This window comes from Gracilibacillus saliphilus (genome assembly GCF_010994085.1).
In the GTDB taxonomy this organism is placed as follows: Bacteria; Bacillota; Bacilli; order Bacillales; family Amphibacillaceae; genus Gracilibacillus; species Gracilibacillus lacisalsi.
This window is the reverse complement of sequence record NZ_WJEB01000023.1, coordinates 45,832-69,189: the sequence shown is the minus strand read 5'-3', so window position 1 is coordinate 69,189 and position 23,358 is coordinate 45,832. Positions and strand designations below refer to the sequence as shown.

Below are 23,358 nucleotides of genomic sequence, written 5' to 3'. Positions count from 1 at the left end.
TAACCTTTATTCCGCGCTTTTTATTACTACGAACGTACCAACATCTTCTACATAGACTGTATCCCCAGGATAAAGTTTTTTACCACGGCGTGTCTCTAATTCGTCATTCACATAGACACCATTTTCTTGTAAAAAAACTTTAATCATACCACCTGACTCGAGTATATTGGCTAATTTTAAAAACTGTCCTAAAGGGATATAATCTGTTGAAATTTCAATTTTTTCTTCCATCATTTCACCTACTTTGTTATTAAGAAAGATATTGGTTATAGTATAGCCCTTCTATCTATTTTACTAAACATTTGCTAAATATAAAAGTAAACCTACGAATTATTTTTTTCTAAAGGGTAATATGTTGATAATCTAATTTTTTTGACTCACAAAGAAGAAATATACTTTCCGACTTCATAAAGAAAAAATACACGCGTTTCAGTGATAATGAAACGCGTGTATACTTTTTCAACTAACTTGTTTATTAATTAAAATGTTCTTACTGGTAAAATAAGTTGTAAAATTTGGTCGTGATCGATTGGTTTGATAATGAATGGACGCATTGCTCCGGTAAATTCAATTTTGACTTGTTCTGTTTCCATTATTTTTAATGCATCAATCATATACTTGGAACTGAATGAAATCTTTAATTCTTCTCCATCCATACTAGCTACAGTTATTTCTTCTTCTACCTTACCGATTTCTGGAGAATTACTAGAGATCTCTACGATTTGCTGGTCCTTCGTTTGTAATCTGATCACATTATTATGATTATCTTTTGCGAGTAATGATGCACGGTCAACTGCTTGTAGCAATGTTTTCGTATCAGCATGGATCACTGTTTTACTTTCTTCTGGGATTAAGCGTGATGTTTCTGGATATTTTCCATCCAGTAAACGGGATAAAAAGTATAAGTGATTCGTTTGAAATGCGATTTGATTTTCACTAATGCTAATTTGAATTTTATCTTCCGTATCATCGAGAATTTTGCTTAGTTCATTTAAACTTTTACCTGGAATGACAACTTGTTCAAAAGGAAATTCAGCGATGCTTTCTTGTAAAGGTAATTTACTTGCTGCTAAGCGATGACTATCTGTTGCAACAAAGTGCAGTTGCTCACCTTCCACTTTAATATTAACCCCCGTTAAAATCGGACGTGTTTCAGACGTCGACACCGCAAATACCGTCTGTTTAATCATATTTTTTAATAGATTAATTGGTAATTCGAAATTGGTTTCTGTGTTAATTTGTGATATTTGTGGATATTCTTCTGCATCTTGTCCATTCAAATGAAACTCAGCATGTCCAGATTGAATCGTAATTTGCAATTGTTCATCTACTTCTATTTGAACGCTTGGAGAAGGTAATTTTCTTATAATTTCAGGAAAATACTTCGCATGAACAATAATTTCTCCTTGCTCAATTTCGTCAATATATTGAATTCCTTCTTCTTCTACTGGAATAAAAGATTCAATTGTAATATCGGAGTTGCTTCCTGTTAAGGTTATACCATTATGGGTCGCTTGAATTTTTAAACCAGCCAAAATAGGAATCGCCGTCTTCGATGAAATAGCTTTTGTTACATGTTGAATACTTTCCATTAATTTGTCTCTGTTTATTACAATTTTCATTCTAATCCTCCTTGAGGAATATATTTATTTATTATTAATATAATACCGTAATAATAGTAATAGGGCATGTGATTATGTGGATAACTCAAAAATTCTGGTTGTCTGAAAGTTATCCAGATGTGAATAACTTGTTTGCATGTTTGTTTAATTTATCCACAATACCCACAAGTATAAAGTAGCATGTATGGTTAGTTTACATGGATTTTAATTGTTCTTTTATTTCTTCAATTTCTTTACTTAATAATTCATCTGTCCCCATCAACTTGGAGATTTTTTCATGTGCGTGAATAACGGTTGTATGATCTCTTCCACCAAATTCTTCGCCTATTTTAGGAAGTGAAAAATCGGTTAGTTCTCTGGATAAATACATGGCAATTTGTCTTGGAAATGCAATAGACTTCGTACGTTTTTTAGCAGAGAATTCTTCAAGTTTTACGTTATACCTTTTTCCCACTTCTTCTTGAATATGCTGTATCGTAATGACTTTTGGTCTGGATGAAGGGATAATATCTTTTAATGCTTCAGCTGCTAACGATGCATCGATATCCTGATTGATAAGCGATGAATAGGCAACTACTCGTATTAAGGCACCTTCTAACTCTCTAATATTCGTGTCAATTTGATTGGCAATATAAAGCATCACTTCATTAGGTATATCTAGACCTTCTGCTTTTGCTTTTTTTCTAAGTATCGCAATTCTTGTCTCCAAATCAGGCGGGGTAATATCGGTGATAAGTCCCCATTCAAAACGAGAACGCAATCGATCCTCTAATGTTGGAATTTCCTTCGGCGGCCTGTCACTTGAAATTATAATTTGCTTATTTTCTTCATGTAACGTATTAAATGTATGGAAAAATTCTTCTTGTGTTTGTTCTTTTCCAGCTAGGAATTGAATATCATCAATTAATAAGACATCAACATTACGATATTTATTACGAAAATTGACAGCTTTATTATCACGAATAGAATTGATAAATTCATTCGTAAACTTTTCAGATGAAAGATAGACAACTTTTGCGGTTGGATTGTGATCTAATACATAATGTCCGATCGCATGCATTAAGTGTGTTTTTCCAAGACCAACACCACCGTAAATAAACAATGGATTATATGCTTTTGCCGGTGCTTCTGCAACTGCTAAAGATGCTGCATGAGCAAACCTGTTACCAGAACCAATAACAAATGTTTCGAAAGTGTATTTGTCATTTAACATGGATTTAGGTGATGTTTCATTATTTTGCATAGGCACTGTTTTTTTCTTTTTCATTTGTGTAAATTCTTCAGTTGTGTCATCTGTACTTTCTGGAATAACAAATTTCACCGCTAATTTTGCCCCGGTTAGTTCATATAAGGCATCTGCGATAATGGTTGTGTATCTAGATTCTAGCCAATCTCTTGTAAATTCATTTGGAGCGGAGATAATCACAGTATCTTCTTTTAATTGATCTACAGACGTATTTTTTAACCAGGTATCATAGCTTGGTTTACTAACTTTATCTTTAATTAATTCTAACGTGTTTCTCCATAAATCTTCGATGTTTTCCACGAAAAACCCTCCTTTCATAAGGCAACAATAGGAAGTATACATGCATAATAACTTGTGGATAGATATACATTGATAAAAAAGCGGAAAACCTAAAAATTAAGTTTTCCACATTAATGTGTATAAACTAATATACAAGCTGTGAACTTTTGTCCACACTATATCCACAATGTGTGGATAAAACTAACCTTTAATAATTTTATTCACAAACTAAAACACAAATATGATATCAAATAAAGCCGAATAATGCAATGTTTTCTCTGCACTTATCCACAACTTAGACAAATTGTGACTATTATCTTTACACATAGTCTTATTTTGTGAGTAATTTGTCGACAAAGCATTGAAAAAGTCGTTTTATTCTATGAAAGTTATCCACACAATGCTGTAGTAGTACAGTTTGAATGAAATTTTGTTATAGTACAGTCTAGAGATTGATTTGATATAAATGTTTGTTTCATTTAGAATGGATAGTGTAAAGATCTTAAGGAAATAACGAGGTATCTTTAGTTTTTTTAGAACTGGGCATTGACATCAGAAATGATTTATAAGTATAATGAGTAAGACTGTCTAATTGATTGTGATTATTAGATTCCTCAGGGAGGTGCATATAAATGAAACGTACATTTCAACCAAATAACCGTAAACGCAAAAAAGTTCATGGATTCCGTGCGCGTATGAGCACTAAAAATGGACGAAAAGTTCTTGCTCGTCGTCGTAAGAAGGGTAGAAAAGTATTGTCTGCATAGGCCACTGATACACTCAGTGGTCTTTTTCCATGTAAGGCATAACTTTAAGAATTAGAATTGTTTTCTTTAATGGAGGCGCGCTAGTAATGAAGAAAGCATGGAGAATTAAAAAGAATAGTGAATTTCAAGAGGTTTTTAAGAAGGGCGCTTCTTTTGCTAATCGACAACTAGTCATTTATTATTTACATAAAGGACAACAACAACATTACCGAGTTGGGTTGTCTGTGAGTAAAAAAATTGGGAACGCTGTAGTACGTAATCAAGTAAAGCGCTATATTAGACAAGCTTTTCTTGAATTAGATAAAAATATAAAAAGTGATTATGATATAATTATTATTGCGAGGCAACCTACGAAAGAAATGGATTTTCATGAAATAAAAAAGAGTATCAATCATTTACTTTATAAAACAAAACTTTTAATAAACAAGTGAACGTTTTGTTAATAATCTTTTTTTATACCATTATAACTAGCTTGTTGATAGAGACTAATGGTAAAATGAATAACTATAAACAAACGTGAAGTGAAGGAATTAAGGAGGATAACGATGCGTAAGAAGCTCCTAATATTATTGGGCTTAGTCGGAGTACTGGTATTACTATCTGGTTGTACGGAGATTGATCAGGATATTACTGCAGAAAGTGAAGGGATATGGAATAAATTTTTTGTTTATCCACTATCATGGTTGATCGTAAATGTTGCAGAATTTTTTAATGCGGAATATGGCTATGGTCTTTCTATTGTTTTAGTCACGCTGCTAATCAGATTAATATTACTCCCGCTAAACATTAAACAATTAAAAAGCTCCAAAGCAATGCAAGAAATTCAACCAGAATTACAAAAAATTAGAGAAAAATATAGTTCTAAAGATCAACAAACACAACAAAAGTTACAACAGGAAACAATGGAGTTGTTCCAGAAAAATGGTGTTAATCCGTTAGCAGGTTGTTTGCCAATCATTGTTCAAATGCCTATTTTAATTGCATTTTATCATGCGATTATGCGTACGGGTGCACTTGATGGTCATGTATTTTTATGGTTCCGATTGGATTCACCAGATCCTTACTATATTTTACCAGTCCTTACAGCCGGATTTACTTTCTTACAACAAAAGTTAATGATGGCAGGAACAACAACGCAACAAAATACAATGATGCCTCAAATGACAATGATGCTTTATATTATGCCGATTATGATTGGGGTGTTCGCAATTTTCTTCCCATCAGCATTGGCACTTTATTGGGTAGTAGGTAATATCTTCATGGTATTTCAAACATTACTTATTAAAAATCCAATGATGAAACGTGATGAGGCGAATGCAGGAGGAAATAAATAGTGAGACAGATAACTGCTACTGGACAAACTGTAGATGGAGCGGTCCAATCAGCGTTAAGGCAGTTAAACATCACAGAGGACCAAGCGAATATTGAGGTAATTGATGAAGGGAAAAAGGGGTTATTAGGTTTATTTGGTTCAAAACCTGCGATTGTGAAAGTCGCCAAAGCTCAAGAATCAGTAGAAGAGGTTCAGGAGAAGGAAGTCGAACCAGAAGACCCTGTTGAAAAAATTCAGACGTACGTAGAAAAGATTATTGCTGAGTTTCAGGTTGGGGTAAATGTTAAAGCAGAGGTAGAACAAAATGTTGTGACTTTGCAATTGACTGGAGAAAAGATTGCGTTATTAATTGGAAAACGAGGTCAAACATTAAATGCTATTCAATATCTTGCGCAATTGGCGATGCATCAATATGCTGATAAGTATTATACGGTAGTAGTTGATGCTGAAGGATATCGTGAAAGAAGACGAGAAACCTTGCTTTCATTGGCGGACAGATTGGCTGACCGTGCTAGTCAGACGAAGAGAGATGTAAAAATCGAGCCAATGCCTTCGTTTGAACGAAAAGTGATTCATACAGCATTACAAAACAGAAAAGACGTCGAAACAGATTCACAAGGAACAGAACCCAACCGCTATGTAGTAATTAAACCGAAATAAATAGCTTATTATAGAAACGAGTAATCAACACGATTGCTCGTTTTTTTTTATGGACGAAAGAAAATACAACGGAGTAGAATTCATAAACTGCGCAGTAACTGGACATGGATTTGTTCTCCCCCGTACTCGTACTGCATTAAGAGATAATTTTGAAATATATCGTGATGATAACTATCACTCCGGCTGCCCACTTCCCTTTCCGTGGGGTTTGCCCTTCAGCTAACTTTTTCGAGCAAAAACCGCTCGAAAAAGTGGATCTTCAGGTCAAACAGATCCCACAGGAGTGGAAGTGGGCGGCCTTTGTTAAGATATGCTCCACAACGCTTATCCGCAATCACCAGTCGATTTCTCCACCATCTTTAGCATAGAATACGACTATGCTAAAGAGGTATTCATAGCCGATTAGCACTGTAATTAAACAGAAAAGTTTAGTTCCATGAGTTCATTTCTTTCTATAATCAGAGAACAAAAATAGCGTAGGCAGAATACGGAGACTCCTGTTGGAACAGCGCGAGCCGAAGATCCACTTGGTAAAGTGCTTTTCTTTACCAAGTTAGCTGAGGCCGTGCCCACGGAAAGCGCAGTATTCTGCCGGAGCGGTATTCCAGCACTCTCTTTGGAAAGATTGCAAGAAAGCCTTACTTCGGATATTTTCACTAGTTCGCAGTTTGTATTTTTTACTTGTGAATAATTGATTTCATAAAAAGTTATGCACATGTGGATAATACATAACGACAATAAATTTTAAATCTGAGTGTGGATATCTTTTCAAGTGATATAGTTTTGTGCTATTCTAATAAGTTAGTGACACTAAATGAAATGAATAGCCAATTGATATAGAAAAAGTTAGAATAATGGGGGTGAAGAAGTGGAAAAAGATACAATAGCAGCGATTTCGACACCGATCGGAGAAGGAGCGATCGCAATTGTTCGATTGAGTGGTGAAGATGCAATTGCCATTAGTAATAAATTATTTGAGGGAAAAGATCTCGAAAAAGTAGAATCCCATACGATTCATTACGGAAAAATGATCGATACTGAAACAAATGAAATGATGGAAGAAGTAATGGTTACAGTCATGCGCGCACCAAAAACTTTTACGAAAGAAGATGTAGTAGAGATTAACTGTCATGGTGGACTAGCATCTGTTAATCGATTATTAGAACACGTTTTGTTCCACGGTGCACGTTTAGCTGAACCAGGGGAGTTTACCAAACGAGCATTTCTTAATGGACGTATTGATTTATCACAAGCAGAAGCTGTAATGGATTTGATTCGTGCCAAAACAGATAAGGCAATGAATATTGCATTGAAGCAATTAGATGGGAAATTATCGAAACTTGTTCATCAATTACGGCAAAAGTTAATTGAAACGGTAGCACATGTAGAAGTAAATATTGATTATCCAGAGTATGATGACGTTGAAGAAATGTCTCACCAAATGTTACGAAAACAAACAGAAGAAGTATATCAGGAAGTAGAACGGTTATTAAGTATGGCAAAACAGGGAAAAATCTTACGGGAAGGCATTGCAACTGCAATTATTGGTCGTCCAAACGTAGGAAAATCCTCCTTACTCAATGCATTTGTACAGGAAACGAAAGCAATTGTAACAGATATTCCAGGTACCACGAGAGATGTGATTGAGGAATATGTCAATGTCCGCGGTATTCCGTTACGATTAGTCGATACAGCGGGAATTCGTGAAACAGAGGATATTGTCGAGCGAATCGGAGTGGAACGTTCTCGGCAAGCATTAAAGGAATCGGATTTAATTTTATTAGTGTTGAACTATGGTGAGGAACTAACTGAGGAAGACCGTAACCTTTTTAAAGCGGTAGAAGGGTTAGAATATATTGTAATCGTCAATAAAACAGACTTGGATCAAAAGTTAGACTTGGAAGAAGTAAGGCAATTAGCCGGTGACCAAAAAGTGATAACGACTGCATTAATTGAAGATAAAGGCATGGATGATTTAGAAGAAGCAATTGCTGATACCTTTTTTGCGGGAGATTTGGAAAGTGGCGATTTAACGTATGTTTCGAATGTCCGCCATATTCAGTTATTACAACAAACTATAAAGGCTTTGGAAGATGCAATGGATGCGATGGATGCAGATATGCCAATTGACCTGGTACAAATTGATGTGACAAGAGCTTGGGAATTATTAGGTGAGATTGTAGGAGATACGATGCAGGACAGTCTGATTGATCAACTGTTTTCACAGTTCTGTTTAGGAAAATAAATACTAATAAAAAGGAGGATCAGCGATGTCAACTTATGAAGCTGGTCATTATGATGTGATCGTCATCGGGGCAGGTCATGCAGGGGTAGAGGCTGCTTATGCTGCTGCCAAACGTGGAGCGAAAACATTAATATTAACATTGAACTTAGATATGATCGCATTTATGCCGTGTAATCCGTCCATCGGTGGGCCTGCCAAAGGTATCGTCGTTCGCGAAATTGATGCATTGGGCGGTTTAATGGGTAAAGTAATCGATAAAACATACATTCAAATGAGAATGCTTAATACAGGTAAAGGACCTGCTGTTCGGGCATTACGTGCACAAGCAGATAAACCATTATATATCCAAGAAATGAAAAAAACGTTAGAACAAGAACCAAATTTGACACTTCGTCAAGGGATGGTAGAAAAATTAGTTGTCGAAGATGATCAAGTTAAAGGAGTTATCACAGAGACGAAAGCATTATATCGTGCTGAATCTGTTATTATTACAACTGGTACGTTTATGCGTGGACGTGTCATCATTGGCGATATTTCCTATGAAAGTGGGCCAAATAACCAGCGAGCAAGTGTAAAATTAGCAGAAAACTTGGAAGAGCTAGGATTTGATCTAGTTCGTTTTAAAACAGGTACACCACCAAGAGTAAATAATCATTCAATTAATTACGATAAAACGGAAATTCAGCCAGGGGATGACCATCCACAACATTTTTCCTATGAAACAACGGAGGAAATTTTGGATCAAATTCCATGTTGGTTAACCTATACAAATGAAAAAACGCATGAGATTATTAATGAAAATCTAGGGTTATCAGCGATGTATTCCGGTATGATTAAAGGAACAGGACCGCGTTATTGTCCATCTATTGAGGATAAAATTGTCCGATTTCATGATAAGCCACGTCATCAAATTTTCTTAGAGCCAGAAGGTCGTCATACTGATGAAGTGTATGTCCAAGGTTTATCTACCTCATTACCTGAATACGTACAACGCGAAATTTTACACAGTATTCCAGGGTTAGAAGAAGCGGATATTATGCGTGCCGGCTATGCAATTGAATACGATTCTGTCGTGCCAACACAATTGTGGCCGACACTTGAAGTGAAAGATGTAGAAGGTTTGTTCACTGCAGGTCAAATTAATGGGACATCTGGATATGAAGAAGCAGCAGGTCAAGGTTTAATGGCTGGAATTAACGCAGCAGCTAAAGCATTAAACAAAGACCCATTAATTTTAGATAGATCCCAGGCGTATATTGGTGTATTAATTGATGATCTTGTGACAAAGGGGACAAATGAACCTTATCGACTGTTAACGTCACGTGCAGAATACCGATTATTACTACGTCATGATAATGCGGATTTACGCTTAACTGAGATAGGTCATCAAATGGGCTTGATTTCCGATGAGCGTTTTGCACGTTTTGAAGAAAAGAAACGGTTAATTGAAGAAGAAAAAGAACGATTAAGCAATATTCGTTTAAAACCAACAGAAGAATTGCAACAGTTGATGGAGTCTGTCGGTGGCACTAGGTTAAAAGATGGCATTCTTGCTTATGATTTAATGAAACGACCAGAAGTAACGTATGACGTGATTAAACAAGTAGCTCCAGCTGAAAAAGAATTAGCGGCTGATATCAAAGAACAAGTTGAAATTCAAATTAAATATCAAGGTTATATCGCAAAGTCAAATCAACAAGTCGACCGCATGAAAAAAATGGAAAATAAATTAATTCCAGATGATATTGATTATGATGCGATTAGCGGTATTGCTACGGAAGCAAGAGAAAAATTAAAACAAGTTCGCCCGTTATCTGTAGCACAAGCATCGAGGATATCAGGAGTTAATCCAGCTGATATTTCCATTCTTTTAGTGTATATTGAACAAGGGAATGTAGCAAAAGTATCGAACGAATAGAGGAGTGGCAAGATGAATCTTTCGTCCTTTCAAGAACATTTAAAAAACCAAGGTATTGAGATCACCGAAAAACAATTACAGCAATTTGAGAGATACTTCCACATACTCGTGGAGTGGAATGAAAAAATGAATTTAACAGCGATCACAGATCAAGAAGAAGTCTATGCCAAACACTTTTATGATTCGATTACAGCTGCATTCTATTTTGATTTCACAAATGAATTTCATTTATGTGATGTGGGTGCTGGAGCAGGTTTCCCTAGTATTCCACTCAAAATACTTTTTCCGCAAATCAATGTTACCATTGTCGATTCATTGAAGAAGCGGATCACATTCCTAAATCATTTAGCCACAGAACTAGAACTTGAAGGTGTGAGTTTTTACCATGATCGAGCCGAATTATTCGGTAAAAATGAGAAGTTCAGACATAAGTTTGATGTAGTGATGGCTCGTGCTGTTGCGAGGACTTCTGTTTTGTCTGAACTTTGCCTGCCACTTTTACGAACAAATGGTACGTTTATTGCGATGAAAGGTTCTAATGTGGAGGAAGAACTTTCCGATGCCGAAGATGCAATCGAACTGCTTGGCGGAAAATTACAACGTGTTGAACATTTTTCATTACCAGAGAATAACGGTGAAAGAAATATCGTCATTATTGACAAAAAGCGTAAAACACCAAAGAAATTCCCGCGAAAACCAGGTGTACCAAATAAAAATCCATTATAATTGATATTTTTATCAAAAATAAGTCATATTTTTTATCGCTTTTTGATTTTTTATGATAAAATAAGAGTAACAGATTACTAGTTATGTTCCACGTGAAACATTTGGGATATAAAACGGCTTCTATGACTTGCTTAAATTCTAGTTTTAAGCAAGTTTTCCCTTTTATGTAATTAGATAAATAGGGAAAAGTATTCGCTCTCATACAATATTATTTGAATTTTGTTTAAGCAGAAAAAGGTGGTGTTGATTATGTTACACCCATTTGGTCGTATTTTTGGATTAGGTGATAAGGTGGATGACGAATTAATAGAGGACCAGGAAAGCTATCAGGATGAAGTAGTTTTTATTGATGTTGATGCTATTGAAGCAAATCGCTACCAGCCTAGATCCATATTTAATGAAGAAAAAATCAAAGAATTAGCACAAACCCTACATACACATGGTATGATCCAGCCGATTGTAGTGCGGTCTCTTGATGAGGAAGAGGAAAAATATGAAATAATTGCAGGGGAAAGACGTTGGCGAGCAGCAAAAAGCCTGAATTGGGACAAGGTTCCTGCAATTATTCGCGAGATGACAGATAAAGAGACGGCATCGGTTGCATTAATTGAAAACTTGCAACGTGAGGAACTGACAGTAATCGAAGAAGCGGTCGCTTATGAGAAATTGATCGAGATGCATGAATTAACACAAGAAGCGTTAGCCCAACGCTTAGGGAAAAGTCAATCGACCATAGCAAACAAAATGCGCTTATTGAAATTGCCTGAACCAGTGCAACAAGCTATTTTGCAGAAGACGATTACGGAGAGGCACGCTCGTGCATTGATCGCTTTAAAGAGTGAAGAACTTCAACTGAAAATTTTGCAACAGATTATAGACCGAGATTTAAATGTCAAACAAACAGAGGCACAAATAGAACGAATGTTATCTGATAAGAAAAAGCCTGCCAAAAAGCCTCGCTTAAAAGGTGTTAATAAAGATATGAGAATTGCCATGAACACGATCAGGCAATCGTTAGATATGGTATCGGACACCGGAATCGATTTAGAGACTGATGAACAGGATCATGATGATTTTTATCAGATTACGATCAAAATTCCTAAGAAAAAATGATTACATGATGACCCATCTTTTATAAGTTAGGAAGATGGGTTGTTTTTTGGCAATATAGTAGGAATTTTCAGGTTTATAAATTGTACCATTTTGACTAAAAATGCTAAAAATCAAAAAAAATTTATTTATAATGGAATATTAGTGATAGAATAAGAGAAAAGATGCAAGAGGTAGGTGACACCATGGGTAAAGTAATAGCCGTTGCAAACCAAAAAGGTGGCGTCGGCAAAACGACTTCTTCTGTTAATTTAAGTGCATGTTTAGCACATCTTAATAAAAAAATACTAATTGTTGATATAGATCCTCAAGGTAATTCAACAAGTGGGGTAGGGATTAATAAAGCAGATGTAAGTCATTGTATATATGACGTGTTAGTAGAGGATATTGAAACGAAACAAGTATGCTTACAAACAGATATTGAAAACTTAGAAATAATACCTGCAACCATTCAGCTAGCTGGAGCTGAAATAGAATTAGTTTCTACTATTTCACGTGAAGTTCGTTTGAAGAAGGCTATTGATAGTATTAAGGATGACTATGATTATATTATCATTGATTGTCCTCCTTCACTAGGGTTGTTAACCATCAATGCCTTAACAGCTTCAGATACAGTTTTAATTCCCGTTCAATGTGAATATTATGCTTTAGAAGGATTAAGTCAGTTATTGAACACGATTCGGTTAGTGCAAAAACATTTAAATAAAGAACTGATGATAGAAGGAGTTCTTTTAACCATGTTAGATGCGAGAACGAATCTTGGATTGCAAGTAATAGATGAAGTGAAAAAGTATTTTCAAGATAAAGTCTATAACACGGTGGTACCACGTAATATTCGTTTAGGCGAAGCGCCAAGTCATGGACAACCAATCATATCATACGACTCTAAATCAAGAGGAGCAGAGGTTTACCTTGATTTAGCAAAGGAAGTGATTGCTGGTGGCTAGAGGATTAGGTAAGGGGTTAGATGCATTTTTTCCAGAAATAGAAGAAAAAGATTCTGACAAGATTGAAGAGATAGAACTGAATAAGTGTCGGCCAAACCCATATCAACCACGAAAAGTATTTGAAGCGGATGCGATCGAGGAGTTAAAAGAATCTGTTTTACAACATGGTATCTTACAACCTTTGATAGTAAGAAAGAGTATTAGAGGATACGAAATTGTTGTAGGTGAGAGAAGGTTTAGAGCGGCTAAAGAAGCAAATTTAGACACAATACCTGTTATTATTAAAGATTTAACAGATGATCAAATGATGGAGTTAGCGTTATTAGAAAATATTCAACGTGAGGATTTAACTCCGATTGAAGAAGCAACTGCATATGATCGTTTAATTAATGAGTTAGGTACTACACAGGATCAACTTGCTAAGCGGTTAGGGAAAAGCCGATCACATATCGCGAACCTGGTAAGACTCCTCAGTTTGCCAGAAGAGGTTATTGCCCAAATCAACCATGGAGCACTTTCCATGGGACATGGCAGAGCTTTATTAGGTTTAAAAGATAAAAATAAAATCAAACCAGTAGTAAAAAGAATTACGACAGAGAGATTGAATGTTCGCCAAGTAGAAGCATTAATAAACGAACTAAATAATCAGCAACCGAAGAAAAAGAAAAAGCCAAAAAAGGATATTTTTATTACTGAAAAAGAAAATCATTTAAAAGAGTACTTTGGGACGAATGTAAAGATTAACAAAGGAAAAAGAAAAGGGAAAATTGAAATAGAATTTTTTTCAGAAGAAGACTTAAACCGTATTTTAGATAAGATGGAATAATACTTGGTCTGATTGTTTGCGGATGCGAATGATCAGGCTTTTTCATGTGAAACTATGCTACAGGTGAAGGTGGATGCATAATGGCTTTATTAGGAACATTAGTAAATGGTTTATGTATTATTATTGGTACCATTATTGGTCTGGTTTTTTCTAATATTCCAGAAAGAATTAAAAACACTGCTTTACAAGGAATTGGTTTAGTAGTAGCACTGATTGGTATTCAAATGGCGATTCAAGCAGATAATATTATTTTAATTTTGCTAAGTCTATTACTCGGCTCTATTATTGGTGCAGGCGTACATTTGGAAGATAAATTAAATATCCTTGGGCAAAAACTAGAAGGTAAGATAAGTAAGGATGGCAATGGAAATTTAACAGAAGGATTTATAACGGCTTCTTTAATTTTTGTCATTGGAGCAATGAGTATTGTCGGTGCATTGGACGGTGGACTGAGAGGGGATCATGAAGTCTTATATACGAAAGCGTTCTTAGACGGTTTCATGGCAATGGTGTTAACCACAACGTTAGGATATGGCGTCATTTTTTCGGTGATACCAGTTATTCTTTATCAAGGCTCAATTGCATTACTAGCGGTACAAATTAATAACTGGCTCCCGCAATCTATATTGGATGGATTTATCAATGAGGTAACTGCAATAGGGGGGTTATTAATATTAGCAATTGGCTTAAACATTCTTAATATCACCAAAATAAAAATAGGAGACTTCCTCCCAGCGATTTTTGTATTCATTATTTTTTATTTTAGCTATGGATTTATAGTATTTTAGAATATTAAGCAAGAGCGTGGACTTCCAAGTAAATCTGGGCAGAGTGCGGACGTTTGTTCCGCTATTTGTGACAAAAGTGCCGTTTTTAAGGTGGTCGCGGACATCTATTCCTTTATTGATCGAAAATAGTGCTAATGGAAGCCGAAATGAACCAAATAAGGGATTCAATGTCCGCTAAGATCGAAAAACTGGTGATTTTCATTCAAATAAACGTACTAAATGTCCGCTCAGGCAGCTTGTATATATTTTGTAGCTGACAATCAGTGCTCAGTTAGTGGCTTTTAAAATGGAGGAATTTTTGTTCATACCTTTGTCCCGCGTCGCATATTTTTAATATATCTAAAGCTTTTTTGGAGGCAAAGATATGTGGAAATCGGGTGCGAAGTGGATGTTCTTAATTATAGGAACAATGGTTGGAGCAGGGTATGCTTCAGGCAGAGAATTATGGCAATTTTTTGGTCATGAAAGTGGACTGGCTATTCTTTTATTTACCTTATTATTTATTTCTTCTGTTGCAATTACAATGAAAGTTGGTTACCAAAACCAAACGTCCAATTATTACGCATTATTGGAGATTATTCTGGGAAAACGTATTGCGCGTTTTTATGATATCTTGATTTTCTTCTACCTTATGTCTACCACTGTGATTATGATAGCGGGAAGTGGTGCAACCTTCGAAGCTTTTCAACTTTCCAAATGGATTGGCATACTCTTTATTGTTGTTTTTATAATTTTGATTTTTATTAAAGGAATTAAAGGGGTGCTCACTTTTAACGTCATTATACTACCTTTATTAATCATAGGCTTATTATCGATTTTAGTCATTTATTCTATTGATGAACAACTTCCATTTATCATATCGTTAGATCATCAAGCAAACTGGACTGCTGCATTTACATTTACTGCTTTAAATATTTTGTCCATTCTCGCAGTGTTAGGAGCAGTAGGGGAAAAGATTGAATCAAACGGTGAAATAGTGATAGCAAGTGTTGGTAGTGGTTTGATTTTAGGAATTATTTCTTTTTTATATAATAATTCATTAATTCAAATATCAGAAGTCATTATTTTATATGAAATTCCTTTATTTGCGATATTGAAGAATTATCCCAATTACACGTATATTATAATGTCAATCTTACTATGGTGTGCTATATTTACTACAGCTATCTCAGGTGTTTTAGGACTGGTAACAAGGCTTGGCCGTTTCTTTAAATATCATTTATGGCAAATTACCATCGTTTTATTAATCATTCTCACACCGTTAACAACTATTGGCTTTTCGACACTGATCGAATTTCTTTATCCCATTTATGGTATTGTCAATTTATATTTACTTTGTGCTATCTTACTATTTCCTTTTTATAAAAAAATCTAATATAATAGGTATCAGAATATCGTGTAAGATTGAGGTGATAACATGGAGCGCAAGGAATTTCAGTTAAATGATGTAGTCGAAATGAAAAAGCCCCATCCATGTGGTGAGAATCGCTGGAAAATTATCCGCATGGGCATGGATATTCGAATTAAGTGTGAAGGATGTGGGCATAGTGTCATGTTACCACGTAAACGATTCGAACAAAAAATGAAACGAGTACTCGAACATCAGGAATGAAATAATTTTCATAAAAATGTTTCACGTGAAACAAAATCATTTTTTCTAATATGCTGAAAGGTAATAAATCATTTTTTCAATAGAGGAAAATTGGAAAATCAAGGGGTTAATGCCCTTGATTTTCGTTCTTTAATAACTTGTCATTTTGGAAAAGTATCACTATAATTGGTATGACTGATACGTTCATATGGACGGAATCCTTAAGGAGTGAAAGTTAACATGGCATTAACAGCAGGAATTGTTGGTTTACCTAACGTGGGTAAGTCAACGTTATTTAACGCAATAACACAAGCGGGTGCAGAATCGGCAAACTATCCATTCTGTACAATAGATCCAAATGTAGGAATTGTAGAAGTACCAGATGAAAGGTTGCAAAAGCTAACAGAATTAGTAAAACCAAAAAAGACAATTCCAACAGCATTTGAATTTACCGATATTGCAGGGATTGTAAAAGGTGCGAGTAAAGGGGAGGGACTAGGTAATCAGTTTCTTTCGCATATTCGCCAAGTAGATGCAATTTGTCACGTTGTTCGTTGTTTCCAAGATGAAAATATTACCCATGTATCTGGAAAAGTAGATCCTATTTCCGATATTGAAACCATTAATTTAGAGCTTATTTTAGCCGACTTGGAAACTGTTTCAAAAAGAATCCAACGTGTAGAAAAAATGGCAAAACAGAAAGATAAAGAAGCAATGGCTGAATTTGAAGTGCTCTCGAAGTTAAAGGATGCATTTGAAGAAGAAACACCAGCCCGTGCGGTATCTTTTACAGAAGAGCAACAAAAGCTTGTTAAAGGTTTACACTTATTAACAAGTAAACCGGTATTGTATGTGTCTAATGTAGGGGAAGATGAATTATTAGAAGCAGATAACAATGAATATGTACAGCTTGTAAAAGATTTTGCTGCCAAAGATGAAGCGGAAGTCATTGTGGTAAGTGCCAAGGTAGAGTCTGAGATTGCCGAATTAGACGGAGAAGAAAAAGAAATGTTCCTGGAAGAGTTAGGAATTGCTGAATCAGGACTAGATCAACTGATTAAGGCAACTTATAACTTGCTTGGCTTAGCAACATACTTTACAGCAGGGGAGCAAGAAGTAAGAGCATGGACATTTAAAAAAGGAATCAAAGCACCCCAAGCAGCAGGAATTATTCATAGTGATTTTGAAAAAGGATTTATTCGTGCTGAAACAGTTTCTTATGATGATTTAGTTGAAGCAGGCTCTGAACAAGCTGCAAAAGAAAAAGGAAAAGTAAGATTAGAAGGTAAAGAGTATTTGGTGAAAGATGGAGATGTAATGCATTTCCGTTTTAACGTATAGCAGGATCACTTGTTACATGCAAAATATTGTTTGCATTAGAGAAAGAAAATTGATATAATATCTTATTGTGAGTAATGAGACTATTACTCCTTGCTCTATTCTCAGAAATAGGGCCGTCAAGACCAAAAGGAGGTGTAAACGGATGAATAAATATGAAATCATGTACATCATCCGCCCAGATATCGAGGAGGAAGCACAAACAGCTCTAATCGAGCGTTTTAACGGTTACCTTACGAATAATGGTGCGGAAATTGAAAAAGTTGAAGAAGTAGGTAAGAAACGTCTTGCTTATGAAATCAACGACTATCGTGATGGATATTATGTAATCATTAACTTTACAGGTGATGAAACAGCTATTAACGAATTCAATCGTCAAGCGAAGTTCTCTGATGACATTTTACGTCACATGGCAATTCGTGAAGATGATCAATAATAAGGAGTGGTTCTGATGTTAAATCGTGTCGTGCTTGTCGGCAGGTTAACGAAAGATCCTGATTTACGTTATACACCAAATGGCGTTGCCGTAGCTAATTTTACCATAGCTTGTAATAGACCTTTTACTAATCAGCAAGGACAACGAGAAGCAGACTTCATTAATTGTGTCACATGGAGAAGGCAAGCGGAAAACCTTGCAAACTACATGGGAAAAGGAAGTCTAATCGGTGTAGATGGTCGTATTCAAACTCGTAGTTTTGATAATCAAGAAGGTCAACGAGTCTTCATGACAGAAGTAATGGCAGAATCGATTCAATTCTTGGAATCTAAGGGTGGATCAACTGGTGGACAACCTAACGCACAAGGATCTCAAGGATATAATCAAAATCAGAACCAACCGAGTCAAGCAAATCAAAATCAATTTAACCAAAACAATAATAATCAAAATAATCAAGGAAATAACGATGGCGGTAATCCATTCCAGGATAGTGGAGAGCCTATCGATATTTCGGATGATGATTTACCATTTTAAATTAAAGGAGGTTTTTGATTATGGCAGCTCGTCGTGGTCGCGCAAAGCGTCGTAAGGTGTGTTATTTCACAGCGAACGGTATTACACACATCGACTATAAAGATGTTGGTTTATTAAGTCGTTTCGTTTCTGAGCGTGGAAAAATTCTTCCTCGTCGTGTAACGGGAACTTCTGCAAAATATCAACGTAAATTGACTAAGGCAATTAAACGCGCTCGTCAAATGGCGCTTTTACCTTACGTGAATGACTAATAAATGTTTAAGAGCTTGAAGCTATACGCTTCAAGCTCTTTTATTACGTCAAAAAAGATGAAACATAATCCATATCGGTCCACTTAATATAAGGAAAACCTATTTTATAGCCCCGTTTCTTAGTTATCCCACTAATAATAAAATCTTTGAAGAATAGCTCGATTCTGACATCCACACCAAATGGTATACATTTATTTATACTTAGGATTAATGTTCGTGTTTTGAACAAGAAAAAGCTATAATAGTAAATTAAATAATAATAAACATTTAAAAGACGAACGATATCAATAGATATTTACTTTTTTGTATTGACATTCTCTTTTAATTTGCTATGATAGAGAAAACTTTAATAATAGACATGTTTCTAAAAACTAAAGTGTCAAAATTTTCACAATTCAATTCTATTTATTAAAGTTCAAAAGTGCTATAATAATATTAATTAATAGAAAGTGTATATAAGTGAAGTGTTTCACTTATTTTGCAAGTTGGATGTTTTTTTACAAGAAATATAATTTTTTTGGAGGGGACAACTGTGACTTTTAAAGTATTAATTAGCGATCCGTTAAGTGAAGATGGAATTAAACCGTTACGTGAAGCAGACAATATTCAAGTCGATATTGATACGGGCTTATCTCCTGATGAGTTGACAGAAAAAATTGGGGAGTATGATGCCTTATTGGTAAGAAGTCAAACAAAAGTAACGCGAGATATTATTAGCCAAGCATCTAATTTAAAAATTATAGGTCGTGCAGGTGTTGGGGTCGATAATATTGATTTAAGTGCAGCAACAGAATACGGAGTTATTGTCGTAAATGCACCAGATGGTAATACGAATTCTGCTGCAGAACATACGGTTGCGATGCTTATGTCATTAGCAAGAAAGATACCACAAGCATTTGTAGCATTGAAAAATGGTAAATGGGATCGTAAAAACCATGTCGGCGTAGAATTAAAAGGTAAAACACTAGGTGTTGTTGGTATGGGACGTATCGGTGCAGAAGTAGCGGCACGTGCGAAAGGTCAACGAATGAATGTTATTGCCTATGATCCATTTTTAACAAAAGAAAGAGCAGACAAGCTTGGTGTTGATTTTGGATCAGTCGAGGACGTTATTGTTGCATCTGACTTTATTACGGTTCATACACCATTAATAAAAGAAACCAAGCATTTAATTAATAAAGATGCATTTGCCAAAATGAAAGACGGTGTCCGTATTATTAACTGTGCTCGTGGTGGTATTATTGATGAGGATGCTTTATATGATGCAATTAAATCTGGTAAAGTAGCGGGAGCAGCTCTTGATGTATTTGAAGAGGAGCCTGCTACAGATCATCGTTTATTAAAGCTTCCAGAAGTTATTGCTACACCTCACTTAGGTGCTAGTACGGTAGAAGCACAAGAAAATGTAGCAATTGATGTTAGTCATGACGTTGTGCGTTACTTAACAGAAGATGTAGCAAAAAATCCGGTTAACTTACCATCTGTACCGAAAGAATTGATGAATAAAATCGAACCATATTTCCATCTATCTGAAAAACTTGGTACATTTTTAACCTATTTAACTCCAGGTGTTATTGAAGAAATTAATATCTCTTATTCTGGAGAATTAACAGAGCTTGAAGTAGCACCATTAACAAGAAATACTATTAAAGGCTTATTAAAGCGTCATTTAGGTGACCACGTAAATGATGTAAATGCCTCTTACTTAGCGGAAAAAAGAGGTATTCAAGTTAATGAAAATAAATCTTCTACACCGAGAGGATTTACAAATCTCTTAAAAGTAGAAGTGAAAACAAAAGAAGTGACACGTTCTATCGCAGGTACCTTACTGAATGGTTTAGGACCACGTATTGTCCAAGTTGATGCTTATACGGTCGATTTAGTACCAGAAGGCGACCTTGTTGTCATTAAGCACAATGACCGCCCAGGTGTAATCGGGAAAGTAGGTAGTTTGCTTGCAGAACGTGGAATTAACATTGCGGCTATGCAAGTAGGTCGTTCAGATGTTGGTGGCGAAGCAATCATGGTCTTAACGGTTGATAAATATTTAGAAGACGCAGATGTGGAAGCACTGAATGAATTTGAAGAAATCGAAAAATTGACTGCTATGGAACTGTAAATAATCCAATAGATGAGAGCTCTTCGATGTTGAAGAGCTTTTTTCTCTGGATTTTGTAAAGTTGATAGAAAACCCTCCGGAATTACTAGTGATGTGAGTTATTATATTCTTGGTGTATACCTACCAGATATGTGAATTTTATGTCATTCAATTCTTTTTATAAAACAAAAACATCAACAGGGAGACATCAAATTTCCCTGCTGATATTCGATGAACGATAATTTATATGATGTAAGGGTATGACCCTACTTTATGGTACCATCTCCTGTCAGGGTGAATAGTGATTCAGTTTTTATCAAACTTTATTCAAAATCTATAAAAAAAGTAGCATTTTTTTTGCTACTCTTTTTATTATTAGGAACAACAATTTACTGCATCGTTTACAGCATCTTCGGGGATAAGTATGATATCATCTTTAATTTTATAAGGGATATCATTTTCTTCTAACCGATCAGTTAACGGTTCTTTATCAACTTGCTCAGACCATTTAATGTACTCTCCTTGATAGTCTTGGCAAGCACTAAGAATTAAAACTAAAGAAGCAAAAGCGACCGTGTTTATTGCTTTTATCACACCAAATCCCTCCTTCTTCAGTATTTTCATTTCTTCTTATTTAACATATAGCTCTCATTCTGAGATTCCGCTATGGTTCAACCGGAAGTGTTTGAATCGGTGCTGGTACCTTTTTTTCTTAATGCATTATCTGTTTAAAATCGCAAACAACTCATCAAGATGTTTAATTTGATAAGTAGGCTGTACATCGGTTGATTGCTTATCTTCTCGATTGATCCATACGCTTTGAATCCCTGTCCGGTTTGCACCTAGAATATCTGTCATCAAGTTATCTCCGACCATCATTGCTTCATCTTTGGTCACGCCAGCTGTTTCCAGTGCATGTTCAAATATACTTGGATCAGGCTTTCCTTTGCCAAATCCACCAGAGATAATAATATGATTAAAGTATTCCTTTAGTTCTGGTGTGATCGTTAATTTGGTGTTTTGTAGATCGGGCGAGCCGTTCGTTAGCATGACTAATTGGTAATCACTCGCCAGTTTTTCCAAGACGGAAAATGTTTCTTCATAGACGAAAGGATTTTTCTTTCGTTTTTCAGGAAATTGTTCTGCTAAGTAAGCACCGAACGCTTCATCTTCTATTCCTAGTTGTTTTAAACTATTTGTCCAGGCATCTTTACGGTAATTAGGCACGATCTCTGCCATTTTTTTAAAATATGTATGATCATCTAAGAAATTTCCCCATAGACCTTCAAAAGGATTAATCCCGATCATTTGGGTAAACTCATAGGTTTCGTATCCTTGATACAATTTACGAGCTTGAGCGCGTACAGCTTCTTCTAATTGCTCAGGATCGATTCCATATTGTTGCTTTGCTAATTGACAGGTTTCTTCGAATGCGGTTTTGACACTTTTTTTGTCCCACAAAAGTGTATCATCAAGGTCAAAAATAATTGTCTTAATCATCTGGTGCTCCTCCTCTAATCGTTCTACATACATTATAAAGGATTAAGGAAACTAAATCATTAGAAAGTCGATTTAATTTGTCCCAGATATATTGTTCGTATATAATTAATATAGTAAAAGTGTACGATGAAAAAGCACAGCGCTTTCTTGCTGTGCTTTTTCAATCAATTAGAGTAGTAAGGGTGGTTTCTCATGGATCAGCAACCAGTAAGGAAAGACTTTTTTATATATGTAGGTAGCTTTTTACTCCTTTTGTTCATTACAATACTTATACCATTTATACAAATGATTACACTCGTTTTGCTACCCATCCCAGTTATATTGCTAATGAAAAATTATCCCATTAAATGGACGATATTAGGCATGCTTGTTTTGTTATCTTTTTCTCTATTTGTTGTGCCTGTATTCTCATTTCCATTAACATTATTAGCTTTGATAAGTGGAGCTATGATTGGATGGTCGATAAAACAGGACCAGCATCCCTATGAAACATGGGCGAAAGGTACAGCCGGTTTTGTTCTAGGATTGACGCTTATTTACGCTTATATTGAAGTAGTGCTTCAATTTTCGATTATGAATGCCTTTGAAAATACGGTGGATGATTCCATCCAGATGACAGAGGACTTGTTTCAGGCAATCGGTATGGGGCAACAGGAGTTTGGCGTCATACGACAAGAAATGATGAATATGCTACAGTTACTGCCGGTGATATTAGTAGTTGTTTCCATGGGTTTTGCCATATTAACACAATGGATATGCTATAAAGTAATCAATAAAATGCAACAAAAACATTATCAATTTCCACCCTTTCGTAGTTTTAATCTGCCAAAAGTGATGTTATGGATATATTTTGTAATGTTACTTATTTCCTTTTTTGTTGAAGCGGACTTTTCTACCACACCATCTGTTATAATATGGAATGTGTATCATTTAGCAGGAATATTGATGGCTTTACAAGGATTGTCATTTATTTTCTTTTATACTCATGAGAAGAAGCAGTCCGTTGCATTGCCAGTTATTAGTATCCTTTTCATTATATTTTTTCCGTTTATGGGTCTTTATTTGATGAGAATCTTAGGTATAATTGATTTAGGGTTTGAGTTAAGAAAAAGAATGGCAAAGTAAAGGGACTTTAGTTAGGAG

24 protein-coding genes are annotated in these 23,358 nt (G+C 35.4%); 19 read left to right on the top strand and 5 right to left on the bottom strand.

Features of this window, described 5'->3' with window-relative positions; genetic code table 11:
* Positions 1-6 precede the first annotated feature (6 nt).
* The 3 genes from yaaA to dnaA all read right to left on the bottom strand — a co-directional run bounded on the left by yaaA (position 7) and on the right by dnaA (position 3,168).
* Positions 7-231 (bottom strand): S4 domain-containing protein YaaA, encoded by a 225-nt coding sequence (gene yaaA, locus GHT08_RS14885; protein WP_163582199.1) that lies wholly within the window; start codon positions 229-231, stop codon positions 7-9.
* A gap of 248 nt (positions 232-479) precedes the next feature.
* Positions 480-1,622, bottom strand: a complete 1,143-nt coding sequence (dnaN, locus tag GHT08_RS14880; protein ID WP_163582197.1) for a DNA polymerase III subunit beta — start codon at positions 1,620-1,622, stop codon at positions 480-482.
* Positions 1,623-1,815: 193 nt separating this feature from the next.
* Positions 1,816-3,168, bottom strand: a complete 1,353-nt coding sequence (dnaA, locus tag GHT08_RS14875; protein WP_018933825.1) for a chromosomal replication initiator protein DnaA — start codon at positions 3,166-3,168, stop codon at positions 1,816-1,818.
* A 611-nt stretch (positions 3,169-3,779) separates the two neighbouring features.
* On the opposite strand from dnaA, the gene rpmH reads away from it, so the two are divergent.
* The 18 genes from rpmH (at position 3,780) to serA (ending at position 20,736) form a co-directional block, all read left to right on the top strand.
* Positions 3,780-3,914, top strand: coding sequence for a 50S ribosomal protein L34 (gene rpmH, locus GHT08_RS14870; protein WP_018933824.1), 135 nt, complete (start codon positions 3,780-3,782; stop codon positions 3,912-3,914).
* Positions 3,915-4,000: 86 nt separating this feature from the next.
* Positions 4,001-4,345, top strand: a complete 345-nt coding sequence (gene rnpA, locus GHT08_RS14865; protein WP_163582196.1) for a ribonuclease P protein component — start codon at positions 4,001-4,003, stop codon at positions 4,343-4,345.
* Positions 4,346-4,459: 114 nt separating this feature from the next.
* Positions 4,460-5,248 carry a YidC family membrane integrase SpoIIIJ gene (gene spoIIIJ, locus GHT08_RS14860; protein WP_163582195.1) on the top strand — a complete coding sequence of 263 codons (789 nt, stop codon included), beginning with the start codon at positions 4,460-4,462 and terminating at the stop codon, positions 5,246-5,248.
* Entirely contained in the window at positions 5,248-5,907 is a 660-nt protein-coding gene (gene jag / locus GHT08_RS14855) for an RNA-binding cell elongation regulator Jag/EloR (RefSeq protein WP_163582194.1), read from the top strand. The genes spoIIIJ and jag overlap by 1 nt, the downstream gene beginning before the upstream one ends.
* An 868-nt stretch (positions 5,908-6,775) precedes the next feature.
* Positions 6,776-8,152, top strand: a complete 1,377-nt coding sequence (mnmE, locus tag GHT08_RS14850; protein WP_163582192.1) for a tRNA uridine-5-carboxymethylaminomethyl(34) synthesis GTPase MnmE — start codon at positions 6,776-6,778, stop codon at positions 8,150-8,152.
* Positions 8,153-8,177: 25 nt separating this feature from the next.
* On the top strand, positions 8,178-10,070 hold the full coding sequence (gene mnmG, locus GHT08_RS14845; RefSeq protein ID WP_163582190.1) for a tRNA uridine-5-carboxymethylaminomethyl(34) synthesis enzyme MnmG: 1,893 nt from the start codon (positions 8,178-8,180) through the stop codon (positions 10,068-10,070).
* A gap of 12 nt (positions 10,071-10,082) precedes the next feature.
* The gene (rsmG, locus tag GHT08_RS14840; protein ID WP_163582188.1) at positions 10,083-10,796 is read left to right on the top strand and encodes a 16S rRNA (guanine(527)-N(7))-methyltransferase RsmG; all 714 of its coding nucleotides are present in this window, start codon (positions 10,083-10,085) and stop codon (positions 10,794-10,796) included.
* A 249-nt stretch (positions 10,797-11,045) separates the two neighbouring features.
* Positions 11,046-11,909: a nucleoid occlusion protein gene (gene noc / locus GHT08_RS14835; RefSeq protein WP_163582186.1), complete on the top strand. Its 864-nt coding sequence runs from the start codon at positions 11,046-11,048 to the stop codon at positions 11,907-11,909.
* 182 nt (positions 11,910-12,091) lie between these two features.
* Complete coding sequence (locus GHT08_RS14830; protein ID WP_163582185.1) at positions 12,092-12,853, top strand: ParA family protein; 762 nt, start codon at positions 12,092-12,094, stop codon at positions 12,851-12,853.
* A complete protein-coding gene (locus GHT08_RS14825; RefSeq protein WP_163582183.1) occupies positions 12,846-13,679 on the top strand; it encodes a ParB/RepB/Spo0J family partition protein in 834 nt (277 codons plus the stop codon). The genes GHT08_RS14830 and GHT08_RS14825 overlap by 8 nt, the downstream gene beginning before the upstream one ends.
* A gap of 80 nt (positions 13,680-13,759) precedes the next feature.
* On the top strand, positions 13,760-14,467 hold the full coding sequence (locus tag GHT08_RS14820; RefSeq protein ID WP_153836239.1) for a DUF554 domain-containing protein: 708 nt from the start codon (positions 13,760-13,762) through the stop codon (positions 14,465-14,467).
* Positions 14,468-14,831: 364 nt separating this feature from the next.
* Positions 14,832-15,842 (top strand): YkvI family membrane protein, encoded by a 1,011-nt coding sequence (locus tag GHT08_RS14815; RefSeq protein WP_018934418.1) that lies wholly within the window; start codon positions 14,832-14,834, stop codon positions 15,840-15,842.
* A gap of 42 nt (positions 15,843-15,884) precedes the next feature.
* Positions 15,885-16,079, top strand: a complete 195-nt coding sequence (locus GHT08_RS14810; RefSeq protein ID WP_018934417.1) for a DUF951 domain-containing protein — start codon at positions 15,885-15,887, stop codon at positions 16,077-16,079.
* Positions 16,080-16,298: 219 nt separating this feature from the next.
* Positions 16,299-17,399: a redox-regulated ATPase YchF gene (gene ychF / locus GHT08_RS14805; protein WP_018934416.1), complete on the top strand. Its 1,101-nt coding sequence runs from the start codon at positions 16,299-16,301 to the stop codon at positions 17,397-17,399.
* A gap of 142 nt (positions 17,400-17,541) precedes the next feature.
* Positions 17,542-17,832 carry a 30S ribosomal protein S6 gene (gene rpsF / locus GHT08_RS14800; RefSeq protein WP_018934415.1) on the top strand — a complete coding sequence of 97 codons (291 nt, stop codon included), beginning with the start codon at positions 17,542-17,544 and terminating at the stop codon, positions 17,830-17,832.
* A gap of 15 nt (positions 17,833-17,847) precedes the next feature.
* Positions 17,848-18,366, top strand: coding sequence for a single-stranded DNA-binding protein (gene ssb, locus GHT08_RS14795; protein WP_018934414.1), 519 nt, complete (start codon positions 17,848-17,850; stop codon positions 18,364-18,366).
* A gap of 20 nt (positions 18,367-18,386) precedes the next feature.
* Complete coding sequence (gene rpsR / locus GHT08_RS14790; RefSeq protein ID WP_018934413.1) at positions 18,387-18,617, top strand: 30S ribosomal protein S18; 231 nt, start codon at positions 18,387-18,389, stop codon at positions 18,615-18,617.
* 532 nt (positions 18,618-19,149) lie between these two features.
* Positions 19,150-20,736 (top strand): phosphoglycerate dehydrogenase, encoded by a 1,587-nt coding sequence (gene serA / locus GHT08_RS14785; RefSeq protein ID WP_163582182.1) that lies wholly within the window; start codon positions 19,150-19,152, stop codon positions 20,734-20,736.
* Positions 20,737-21,090: 354 nt separating this feature from the next.
* Here serA and GHT08_RS14780 read toward each other — a convergent pair whose 3' ends face one another.
* Both GHT08_RS14780 and GHT08_RS14775 read right to left on the bottom strand, forming a co-directional pair.
* Positions 21,091-21,309, bottom strand: a complete 219-nt coding sequence (locus GHT08_RS14780; protein ID WP_163582181.1) for a hypothetical protein — start codon at positions 21,307-21,309, stop codon at positions 21,091-21,093.
* A gap of 126 nt (positions 21,310-21,435) precedes the next feature.
* Positions 21,436-22,215 (bottom strand): HAD family hydrolase, encoded by a 780-nt coding sequence (locus tag GHT08_RS14775; protein ID WP_163582179.1) that lies wholly within the window; start codon positions 22,213-22,215, stop codon positions 21,436-21,438.
* A gap of 192 nt (positions 22,216-22,407) precedes the next feature.
* On the opposite strand from GHT08_RS14775, the gene GHT08_RS14770 reads away from it, so the two are divergent.
* Entirely contained in the window at positions 22,408-23,340 is a 933-nt protein-coding gene (locus GHT08_RS14770) for a YybS family protein (protein ID WP_163582178.1), read from the top strand.
* Positions 23,341-23,358: the final 18 nt, after the last annotated feature.

What these genes read in the sequence shown, in the direction of transcription:
- noc (WP_163582186.1), top strand. Translation starts at nt 11,046, where the DNA reads ATGTTACACCCATTTGGTCGTATTTTTGGATTAGGTGATAAGGTGGAT.
- GHT08_RS14775 (WP_163582179.1), bottom strand. Translation starts at nt 22,215, where the DNA reads ATGATTAAGACAATTATTTTTGACCTTGATGATACACTTTTGTGGGAC.
- GHT08_RS14820 (WP_153836239.1), top strand. Translation starts at nt 13,760, where the DNA reads ATGGCTTTATTAGGAACATTAGTAAATGGTTTATGTATTATTATTGGT.
- rpmH (WP_018933824.1), top strand. Translation starts at nt 3,780, where the DNA reads ATGAAACGTACATTTCAACCAAATAACCGTAAACGCAAAAAAGTTCAT.
- GHT08_RS14815 (WP_018934418.1), top strand. Translation starts at nt 14,832, where the DNA reads ATGTGGAAATCGGGTGCGAAGTGGATGTTCTTAATTATAGGAACAATG.
- mnmG (WP_163582190.1), top strand. Translation starts at nt 8,178, where the DNA reads ATGTCAACTTATGAAGCTGGTCATTATGATGTGATCGTCATCGGGGCA.
- rsmG (WP_163582188.1), top strand. Translation starts at nt 10,083, where the DNA reads ATGAATCTTTCGTCCTTTCAAGAACATTTAAAAAACCAAGGTATTGAG.
- spoIIIJ (WP_163582195.1), top strand. Translation starts at nt 4,460, where the DNA reads ATGCGTAAGAAGCTCCTAATATTATTGGGCTTAGTCGGAGTACTGGTA.
- ychF (WP_018934416.1), top strand. Translation starts at nt 16,299, where the DNA reads ATGGCATTAACAGCAGGAATTGTTGGTTTACCTAACGTGGGTAAGTCA.
- rpsF (WP_018934415.1), top strand. Translation starts at nt 17,542, where the DNA reads ATGAATAAATATGAAATCATGTACATCATCCGCCCAGATATCGAGGAG.
- rpsR (WP_018934413.1), top strand. Translation starts at nt 18,387, where the DNA reads ATGGCAGCTCGTCGTGGTCGCGCAAAGCGTCGTAAGGTGTGTTATTTC.
- dnaN (WP_163582197.1), bottom strand. Translation starts at nt 1,622, where the DNA reads ATGAAAATTGTAATAAACAGAGACAAATTAATGGAAAGTATTCAACAT.
- ssb (WP_018934414.1), top strand. Translation starts at nt 17,848, where the DNA reads ATGTTAAATCGTGTCGTGCTTGTCGGCAGGTTAACGAAAGATCCTGAT.
- yaaA (WP_163582199.1), bottom strand. Translation starts at nt 231, where the DNA reads ATGGAAGAAAAAATTGAAATTTCAACAGATTATATCCCTTTAGGACAG.
- GHT08_RS14770 (WP_163582178.1), top strand. Translation starts at nt 22,408, where the DNA reads ATGGATCAGCAACCAGTAAGGAAAGACTTTTTTATATATGTAGGTAGC.
- GHT08_RS14810 (WP_018934417.1), top strand. Translation starts at nt 15,885, where the DNA reads ATGGAGCGCAAGGAATTTCAGTTAAATGATGTAGTCGAAATGAAAAAG.
- GHT08_RS14830 (WP_163582185.1), top strand. Translation starts at nt 12,092, where the DNA reads ATGGGTAAAGTAATAGCCGTTGCAAACCAAAAAGGTGGCGTCGGCAAA.
- rnpA (WP_163582196.1), top strand. Translation starts at nt 4,001, where the DNA reads ATGAAGAAAGCATGGAGAATTAAAAAGAATAGTGAATTTCAAGAGGTT.